General features: G+C 69.0%; 8 protein-coding genes. All 8 read right to left on the bottom strand.

Going from position 1 to position 9179, the window contains the following annotated elements; genetic code table 11:
* A partial coding sequence (locus tag DSY14_RS14180) for an NADH-quinone oxidoreductase subunit G (RefSeq protein WP_211717012.1) occupies positions 1 to 2061 on the bottom strand: 2061 nt, incomplete at its 3' end.
* Positions 2058 to 3383 (bottom strand): NADH-quinone oxidoreductase subunit NuoF, encoded by a 1326-nt coding sequence (gene nuoF, locus DSY14_RS14175; RefSeq protein ID WP_211717011.1) that lies wholly within the window; start codon positions 3381 to 3383, stop codon positions 2058 to 2060. The genes DSY14_RS14180 and nuoF, both read right to left, overlap by 4 nt.
* Entirely contained in the window at positions 3380 to 4123 is a 744-nt protein-coding gene (nuoE, locus tag DSY14_RS14170) for an NADH-quinone oxidoreductase subunit NuoE (RefSeq protein WP_211717010.1), read from the bottom strand. Before nuoE ends, nuoF begins: the two co-directional genes overlap by 4 nt.
* Positions 4120 to 5415, bottom strand: a complete 1296-nt coding sequence (locus DSY14_RS14165) for an NADH-quinone oxidoreductase subunit D (protein ID WP_211717009.1) — start codon at positions 5413 to 5415, stop codon at positions 4120 to 4122. The genes nuoE and DSY14_RS14165 overlap by 4 nt, the downstream gene beginning before the upstream one ends.
* Positions 5416 to 5470: 55 nt before the next feature.
* The gene (locus tag DSY14_RS14160; RefSeq protein ID WP_211717008.1) at positions 5471 to 6217 is read right to left on the bottom strand and encodes an NADH-quinone oxidoreductase subunit C; all 747 of its coding nucleotides are present in this window, start codon (positions 6215 to 6217) and stop codon (positions 5471 to 5473) included.
* A 2-nt stretch (positions 6218 to 6219) separates the two neighbouring features.
* A complete protein-coding gene (locus tag DSY14_RS14155; RefSeq protein ID WP_211717007.1) occupies positions 6220 to 6765 on the bottom strand; it encodes an NADH-quinone oxidoreductase subunit B family protein in 546 nt (181 codons plus the stop codon).
* Positions 6766 to 7000: 235 nt separating this feature from the next.
* Complete coding sequence (locus tag DSY14_RS14150) at positions 7001 to 7360, bottom strand: NADH-quinone oxidoreductase subunit A (RefSeq protein ID WP_211717006.1); 360 nt, start codon at positions 7358 to 7360, stop codon at positions 7001 to 7003.
* A gap of 196 nt (positions 7361 to 7556) precedes the next feature.
* Positions 7557 to 8861: a geranylgeranyl reductase family protein gene (locus DSY14_RS14145; RefSeq protein ID WP_211717005.1), complete on the bottom strand. Its 1305-nt coding sequence runs from the start codon at positions 8859 to 8861 to the stop codon at positions 7557 to 7559.
* Positions 8862 to 9179: the final 318 nt, after the last annotated feature.

The following is a 9179-nucleotide window of genomic DNA, read 5'->3' as shown; positions in this document are numbered from 1 at the left end:
CAGTTCCACCAGCTCGTAGTAGGCGCCGGCGGAGTCGGGCAGACCCAGGTGGACGTCCATCTCGTCGGCGATCGCGGCCAAGACACGCAGGTCGGAGAGGGCGCCGGGCACCTTGAGCGCGTCCCCGAAGGGCCGGTGACGGCCCTCCCAGTTGACGAAGGTGCCGGACTTCTCCGCGACCGCGGCCACCGGGAACACGACGTCGGCGCGGTCGGTGACGTCACTGGCGCGCAGTTCGAGGCTGACGATGAACGGCACCCGGGCCAGGGCGGCGCGGGCCGCCTCCGGGTCGGGCAGGTCGTCCAGCTCGACCCCGGCGATGACCAGGGCGTCCAGTTCCCCGGCCGCCGCCGCGGCGATGATCGCGTCGGTGTCACGGCCGGGGGCGTCGGGCAGGGAGCCGACGTTCCAGGCGCGGGCGACCTCGGCGCGGGCCGCGGCGTCCGCGACGGGACGACCGCCCGGCAGCAGGTTCGGCAGCGCTCCGGCGTCGATGGCGCCGCGCTCACCGGCGCGACGCGGGACCCACGCCAGGCGGGCACCGGTGCGTTCGGCCAGGGCGACGGCGGCGGTCAGGGCACCGGGGACGGCGGCGAGCCGCTCCCCCACCATGATGACCGCGCCCTCTTGGCCGATGGCCTCGACGACCTCGGGGTGCTCCCCGTCCAGGGAGTTGAGGACACGGCCCTCGTCGCCCGGAACGGTCGGTACGAGCGTGCCCTTGGTCTTGGTCAGCCCCAGGGTGGAGTGCGAGGCCAGCGAGTAGACCTTGAGTCCGCGCTTGCGCATACCCTTGCGCAGGCGCAGGAACGTGGAGGCCGACTCGTCCTCGGGGTCGAACCCGACGAGCAGGACCGCCGGGGCCTTCTCGACCGCGGTGAAGTCCACGTCCACCGGTGTGCCCGCCACGTGCGCGGCGAGGAAGGCGGCCTCCTCGACGGAGTGGTCGCGGGCGCGGGCGTCCACGTCGTTGGTGTGCAGGGCCACGCGGGCGAACTTGGCGTAGGCGTAGGCGTCCTCGTAGGTGAGGCGTCCGCCGACCAGTACGCCCACGTTGCCGGCGGCCGCGGCCAACCCCTGGGCGGCCATGCCGATGGCCTCGGGCCAGGAGGCGAACTCCAGGGCCCGGGAGTCCTCGTCACGGACCAGGGGGCGGCTGAGCCGGTCGGACCGGGTGGCGTAGGTGAACGCCCACCGGCCCTTGTCGCAGTTCCACTCCTCGTTGACCTGCGGGTCGTCGCCGGCCAGTCGGCGGGTGACCTTGCCGCGCCGGTGGTCGGTGCGCTGGGCGCAGCCGCCGGCGCAGTGCTCGCAGACACTGGGGGTGGAGACCAGGTCGAAGGGGCGCGACCGGAACCGGTACGCGGAGCCGGTGAGCGCGCCCACCGGGCAGATCTGCACGGTGTTGCCGGAGAAGTAGGAGTCGAACGCCTCTCCCTCGGCGATGCCGACCTGCTCCTGCGCGCCGCGCTCCATCAGTTCGATGAGCGGGTCGCCGGCGATCTGCGCGGCGAACCGGGTGCAGCGGGCGCACTGGATGCAGCGCTCGCGGTCGAGCAGCACCTGGCTGGACAGCGCGATCGGCTTCGGGAAGGTGCGCTTGACGTCGATGAACTCCGACTCGCCCTGCCCCGTGGACATGGCCTGGTTCTGCAGGGGGCACTCGCCGCCCTTGTCGCAGACCGGGCAGTCCAGCGGGTGGTTGATGAGCAGGAACTCCATGATCCCGCGCTGGGCCTTCTCCGCCACCTCGGAGGTCAGGTGGGTGTTGACCACCATGCCCTCCATGACGGTGATGGTGCAGGAGGCCTGCGGCTTGGGCATCCCGCGCCCGTTGCCCATGTCGGGGATCTCCACCAGGCACTGGCGACAGGCGCCGACCGGGTCGAGCAGCGGGTGGTCGCAGAACCGGGGGATCTGGATACCGAGCAGTTCGGCGGCGCGGATCAGCAGGGTGCCCTTGGGCACCTGGATCTGGAAGCCGTCGATGGTGACGGTGATCAGATCCTCCGGGGGCGGGGCGGGCGAGGACCCGCCTGAGGTGTTGGAGGTGACGGTCACCGGTTCCCTCCCTCTTCCGTGGTGGTCGGCCGGTCCGCCCAGACGGTGGACCTGGAGTGGTCGAAGGGACAGCCGCCCTTCTCGAAGTGGTCGATGTACTCCTGGCGGAAGTACTTGATCGACGACATGACGGGGCTGGTGGCACCGTCGCCCAGAGCGCAGAAGGAGCGGCCGAGCAGGTTGTCGCAGATCTGGAGGAGCTTGTCGATGTCGGCCTCGGTGCCCTCGCCGCGCTCCAGCCGGTCCAAGACCTGGACCATCCAGAAGTTGCCCTCGCGGCAGGGCGTGCACTTGCCGCAGGACTCGTGGGCGTAGAAGGCGATCCAGCGACCGACGGCCCGCACCACACAGGTGGTCTCGTCGAAGATCTGGAGGGCGCGGGTACCGAGCATGGACCCGGCGGCGCCCACCGACTCGAAGTCGAGCGGTGTGTCCAGGTGCTCGTCGGTGAAGATCGGCGTGGACGATCCGCCCGGGGTCCAGAACTTGAGTTCGTGCCCGGCCCGGATACCGCCCGCCATGTCGAGCAGTTCGCGCAGGGTGATCCCGAGCGGCGCCTCGTACTGGCCAGGGTTGGTGACGTGCCCGGACAGGGAGAAGAAGCCGAAACCGGCGGACTTCTCGGTGCCCATGGAGGTGAACCACTCGGCGCCGTTGGCGACGATCCCGGGGACGCTGGCGATGGACTCGACGTTGTTCACCACGGTGGGTGAGGCGTAGAGCCCGGCCACGGCCGGGAACGGCGGCTTGAGCCGGGGCTGGCCCCGGTAGCCCTCCAGGGAGTCCAGGAGAGCGGTCTCCTCACCGCAGATGTAGGCACCGGCGCCGGCGTGCACGACCACGTCGAGGTCGAAGCCGCTACCGAGGATGTTCTTGCCGAGCAGCCCGGCCTCATAGGCCTCGGAGACCGCCTGGCGGAGCCGCCGAACGACGTGGACGACCTCGCCGCGCACGTAGATGAAGGCCTGCCGGGACTTGATCGCGTAGGAGGCGATCGCCACGCCCTCCACCAACACGTGCGGGTTGGCGAGCATGAGCGGGATGTCCTTGCAGGTACCCGGCTCGGATTCGTCGGCGTTGACGACGAGGTAGCGCGGGTTGGGGTTGTCCTTGGGCAGGAACCCCCACTTCATCCCGGTGGGGAAGCCCGCGCCGCCGCGACCGCGCAGACCGGACTGCTTGACCAGGTCGACGATGGAGTCGGGGTCCATGGTCAGCGACCTGCGCAGCGCGTCGTAGCCGCCGGTGGCCCGGTACCCGTCGATGGTGAAGGAGTCGGGGCGGTCCCAGTTCTGGGACAGGATCGGGGTCAGGGTGGTCACTTGGCGCCCTCCTCACCCTGGTCGGTCGGGGTAGGGAGGTTGTTCGGGTCGGGCGCCTGCCACCCGCGCCGCCGCGCGAGTTCGAGGCCGGCCAGCGACGGGGCCGCCGCCTGGACGCCCTCGCCGGCGCGCCCGTCCTCGAACCCGGCGAGCACGCGCGAGGCCTGCTTCCAGGTGCAGAGGCTCTGCGGGCCTCGGGTGGGCGCCACGTCCTTGCCCAGCCGCAGGTCGTCGACCATCCGCGTGGCGGTGGCGGGCGTCTGGTTGTCGAAGAACTCCCAGTTGACCATCACCACCGGGGCGAAGTCGCAGGCCGCGTTGCACTCCACGTGCTCCAGCGTGACCTTGCCGTCCTCGGTGGTCTCACCGTTGGCCAGGTCCAGGTGCTCCTTGAGGGCGGAGAAGATCTCGTCGCCGCCCATCACCGCGCACAGGGTGTTGGTGCACACGCCCACCTGGTAGTCGCCGCCCGGACGGCGGCGGTACATGGTGTAGAACGTGGCGACCGCCTTGACCTCGGCGAGGGTGATGTCCAGCTGGTCGGCGCAGAACTGCATACCGGCCTTGCTGACGTGTCCCTCCTCGGCCTGCACCAGGTGCAGCAGCGGCAGCAGGGCCGAGCGCGGCTTCGGGTAACGGCTGATGACCTCCTTGGCGTCCTGCGCCAGTCGTGTCACCACCTCGTCGGTGAAGACGTTCTCTTCGGTCTCGGCGGTGCCGTCCTCGTGGTGTTCGTTCACCGGTCCACGCCTCCCATCACCGGGTCGATACTGGCCACGGCCGCGATGACGTCCGCCACCGTCCCGCCCTCGCACATGGCGGCGACGGCCTGGAGGTGGGTGAACGACGGGTCGCGGAAGTGGACGCGGTAGGGGCGGGTGCCCCCGTCACTGACGGCGTGGCAGGCGAGTTCGCCCTTGGCGCTCTCCACGGCCGCGTACGCCTGGCCGGCGGGGACCCGGAAGCCCTCGGTGACCAGCTTGAAGTGGTGGATGAGCGCCTCCATGGAGCCGCTCATGATGTGCGCGATGTGGTCCGGGGAGTTGCCCATGCCGTCCGGACCCAGCGCCAGCTTGGCGGGCCAGCCGATCTTGGCGTCCTGGATCATCACCGGGCCCGGCTCCAGCTTGTCCAGGCACTGCTCGACGATCTTGAGGCTCTCCTCCATCTCGGCGATGCGCACCCGGTAGCGGGCGTACACGTCGCCGCCGTCGGAGACCGGCACGTCGAACTCGTAGTTCTCGTAACCGCAGTAGGGCTTGGCCTTGCGCAGGTCCCAGGCCAGACCGGAGGCGCGCAGCAGCGGCCCCGTGATACCGAGCGCCATGCAACCGGGCAGGTTGAGGTAGGCGACGTCCTTGGTCCGGGCCAGGTAGACGGGGTTCTCGTCCAGGAGCTTGCGCATGATGTCGATGCGCTTCGGCATCTCCTTGAGGAGCTCGCGCACCTTGCCGACGGCGCCGGGCGGCAGGTCCTGCGCCACCCCGCCGGGACGGACGTAGGCGTGGTTCATCCGCAGACCCGTGATGAGCTCGAAGATGTCGAGGATCATCTCGCGCTCGCGGAACCCGTTGGTCATGACCGTGGTGGCGCCCAGCTCCATGCCGAACGTCGCCATGGCCACGAAGTGCGAGGCCATCCGGTTGAGCTCCATGAGCAGGACGCGGATGACACTGGCCCGCTCGGGCACCCGGTCGGTGATGTCCAGCAGCTTCTCGACCGCCAGGCAGTACGCCGTCTCATTGAAGAGCGGCGTCAGGTAGTCCATGCGGGTCACGAACGTGGTGCCCTGCGTCCACGTCCGGTACTCCATGTTCTTCTCGATACCGGTGTGCAGGTAACCGATGGCGACTCGGGCCTCGGTGCAGGTCTCGCCGTCCAGGGTGAGGATCAGCCGGAGCACGCCGTGCGTGGACGGGTGCTGCGGCCCCATGTTGACGACGAGGCGCTCGGCGCTACTGCCCTGGGCCTTCTCGACGACGTCGTCCCAGTCCCCACCGGAGGCGTCGATGTAGTCCTCGGTGACGGTCATGCCGTGCCTCCCTTCTGGATGGCCCTTCGAATGGTCGTGGTGGTCGCTCGGGGGATCATTCGTAGGACCGCCGCTCGTCCGGCGGGGGCACGGTGGCGCCCCGGTACTCGACGGGGACGCCGCCCAGCGGGTAGTCCTTGCGCTGGGGGTGGCCGTGCCAGTCGTCGGGCATCTGGATACGGGTCAGCGAGGGGTGCCCGTCGAAGACGAGACCGAAGAAGTCCCAGGCCTCGCGCTCGTGCCAGTCGTTGGTCGGATAGACCTGGACGATCGAGGGCACGTGCGGGTCGGCGTCGGGGCAGGTGGTCTCGACGCGGATCTCGCTGTTGTGGGTGATCGACCTGAAGTGGTAGACCGCGTGCAGCTCGCGCCCGGTCTGGGCGGGGTAGTGCACCCCGACCACGCCCGTGCACAGTTCGTAGCGCAGGGCGGGATCGTCGCGCAGGACCCGGACCAGTTCCAGCAGGCCGTCGCGGCGCACGTGGAAGGTGATCTCCCCGTGGGCCACCTCGACCCGCTCGACGTCGTCCGCCCGCTCTTGGGCGTTCAGCGCCGCCTCCAGGTCGTCGGCGACCCGATCGAAGTCGGCGGTGCGCGGGTCGTCGGGATCGGTGAAGGGGCGTTGGCTCTGCGCGGGAGCGCTCCCCCTCACCTGCAGGCCACCGAAACCGGAGGTGTCCCCGGTGGTGCCGGCGCCGAACATGCCCGTGCGCTTGACCGGGGCGGCCAGCCGCTCACGTCCGCGCTGGTCGGGCAGGTTCTCCGCCGACTCGTCGCGTTCGCGCTCGTACTCGTTGCTCATGATCAGTCCTTGGTCACCAGGGGCAGCGAACGGCGGAGCATCCGCTCCTCGGTCTCGGTGATCTCTTGCTCCCGGTGGGCGCCGAGCTTGGTGTTCTGCACCTTGTCGTGGAGCTTGAGCACCGCGTCCAGGAACATCTCGGGCCTGGGCGGGCAGCCCGGCAGGTAGATGTCGACGGGGACGATGTGGTCCACGCCCTGGACGATCGCGTAGTTGTTGAACATGCCGCCGCTGGAGGCGCACACGCCCATCGCGATGACCCACTTGGGTTCGGGCATCTGGTCGTAGATCTGTCGCAGCACCGGCGCCATCTTCTGGCTGACGCGTCCGGCGACGACCATCAGGTCGGCCTGACGCGGGGTGGCGCCGAACTTCTCCATGCCGAAACGGGCCAGGTCGTAGTGGGGACCGCCGACCGACATCATCTCGATGGCGCAGCAGGCCAGACCGAACGTGGCGGGCCACATCGAGGACTTACGGGCCAGACCGACGACCTGCTCGACCGTGGTGAGCGCGACTCCTGCGGGGAGTTTCTCTTCGAGTCCCATCAGCTTCGGACCTCCTCGTGACTGGGCTGCCGGCTCTGTGACGCCCGGGGGTGGGGCGCGTGTGACGACGCTGCCGGCGCGTCGCACCGCGGGGCGGGGGTCCGCCGCGGGTGGCCTGGGGTGTGTTCGCTCGGGGCCTCGGCTGTGCTTCGGCCCGTGTCCGGACGCCCAACAGCGCAGCGGGAACTCGCGGAGCCCGAACGGAGGGACACCACCGTGGTCCGACAAACAGGCGCTAGTCCCATTCGAGGCCTCCACGGCGCCATTCGTAGGCGTAGGCGATGGAGACGTTCACCAGGAAGAGGATGATCGCGATCAGACCGAACCAGCCGAGGGCGTCGAAGTGGATCGCCCAGGGGATGAGGAAGATGATCTCGATGTCGAAGATGATGAACATCATGGCCGTCATGTAGTACTTGACGGTGAAGCGGCCACCGCCCGCGGGCTGCGGGGTGGGTTCGATGCCGCACTCGTAGGCCTGCATCTTGGCCCGGTTGTAGCGCTTGGGGCCCATGATCGCTCCGGCGACCATCGACACCACCACGAAGGCGGCGCCGATGCCGCCGAGCACGAGTATCGGTGTGTACAACTCCACGGCTCACCCTCCTCCGCCGAACGGCCTGCCGGGTCGCACACCCGACAGTCTTGTGAACGTTTTCACGTGCTTGTCCCGAATTCTTTGTGATGCGGCCGAGAACCCTGCGCGGGAGCGCCCGAAAGGGCGTCCCGGCCGCGAGAACGCTGTGCTCTTTATGGCGTCGCTCTGTGTGGCGTCCCGGTGGAACCTCGGGTCAGGCCGCGGGCGTCATCTTGGTGAGGCCGTTGATGACCCGGTCCATGGCGTCGCCGTTGGTCGGTTCGGTGAGGTTGGCGAGCATCTTCAGCACGAACTTCATGAGGGTGCGCTGGCGCAGCCCGTACTTGGTCGCGTACTTCATGAACTCGGGCTGGCCGATGACCTTCACGAAGTAGCGGCCGAGCGTGTAGTAGCCGCCGTAGGTGTCGGCGAGGATCTCCGGGTAGCGCAACAGGGCGCGTTCGCGGGTCTGCTGCGTGGTACGGCCCTGCGCCTGGATGATGACGTCGGCGGCGATCTGGCCGGCCTCCATGGCGTAGGCGATGCCCTCGCCGTTGAACGGGTTGACCATGCCGCCGGCGTCGCCGACCAGCATGAGACCGCGGGAGTAGTGCGGGACCCGGTTGAAGCCCATCGGCAGCGCCGCGCCGCGGATGCCGCCCTTCTGGTTCTCCTCGGTGAAGCCCCACTCCTCGGGCATCGAGTCGGTCCAGCGGCGCAGCAGCTTGCGGTAGTCCACGTCCTGGAAGGAGGAGGTGGAGTTGAGGATGCCCAGGCCGACGTTGCTCGTACCGTCGCCGACGCCGAAGACCCAGCCGTAGCCGGGCAGGAGGACGTCCTTGTCGCCGCTGCGGTCCCACAGCTCCAGCCAGGACTCCAGGTAGTCGTCCTTGTGACGGGGGCTCTCGAAGTAGGTGCGCACGGCCACGCCCATGGGGCGGTCGTCGCGCTTGCGGATGCCCATGGCGACGGAGAGCCGGGAGGAGTTGCCATCGGCGGCCACGACCAGCGGCGCCCGGAAGGACACGGGTTCGCGGTCGGCGTTCTTGGCGTGCACTCCGACGATGCGGTTGCTGCGCTCGTCCATGAGGGGGCCGGTGACGTTGGTGCGCTCCAGGAGCTTCACACCGGCGCTCACCGCCCGGTCGACCAGGATCTGGTCGAAGTCGTAGCGGGTACGGACGAGCCCGTATCCGGGGTAGGAGCCCAGGTCGGGCCAGGGCAGTTCGAGGCGGACGCCCGCGCCGACGATGCGCAGGCCGTGGTTCTTGATCCAGCCCTCGTCCTCGAAGGTGATGCCCATCGACGTGAGCTGTTTCACCGCCCTGGGGGTCAGTCCGTCACCACAGACCTTCTCGCGGGGGAAGGAGGTCTTCTCCAGAAGGAGGACGTCCAGGCCCGCCTGGGCCAGGTAGTAGGCGGTGGTGGAACCGGACGGGCCGGCGCCGACGACGATGACGTCGGCGTCGTACTCGATCCGCTCCCGGCCTCTGGGAGCGGAGGTGGCTGTCTCACTCACGGGTGGGTCCTCGACTACTCGCGCGGTCCTACCGTGGCGGGCCAGTGCGGGGTCGACCCGCTCACGGGGGTGGTATGGGTCGGTTCGGGACTTCCGACTTGTCAGACATAGGGCCTTGTGTCCTACGCCTCGTGCGCTTGTGAAGCACTTCACAAGCCTCTTTTCCGCAGTCTAGACCCTCACGGCCTGAGAGGCGACACCCGGGGTCCATTCTTCGGGAAATCGGATATAGCACCCATAACCGTCGAACACGCCGGCACAAGACCGGTCCGCGACGACCCTGCAGCTCATGAGGATCATGCACCCCCAGTGACGCAT

The organism is Nocardiopsis sp. MG754419, from assembly GCF_018207095.1.
Taxonomy (GTDB): Bacteria; Actinomycetota; Actinomycetes; order Streptosporangiales; family Streptosporangiaceae; genus Nocardiopsis.
The sequence above is the reverse complement of the archived record's forward strand: the minus strand, read 5'-3'. Positions and strand labels throughout refer to the sequence as shown.

Bases quoted from the DNA above. Each gene is read 5' to 3' on its own strand.
- DSY14_RS14155 (WP_211717007.1), bottom strand. From the start codon at position 6,765: ATGGGACTCGAAGAGAAACTCCCCGCAGGAGTCGCGCTCACCACGGTC.
- DSY14_RS14160 (WP_211717008.1), bottom strand. From the start codon at position 6,217: ATGAGCAACGAGTACGAGCGCGAACGCGACGAGTCGGCGGAGAACCTG.
- DSY14_RS14165 (WP_211717009.1), bottom strand. From the start codon at position 5,415: ATGACCGTCACCGAGGACTACATCGACGCCTCCGGTGGGGACTGGGAC.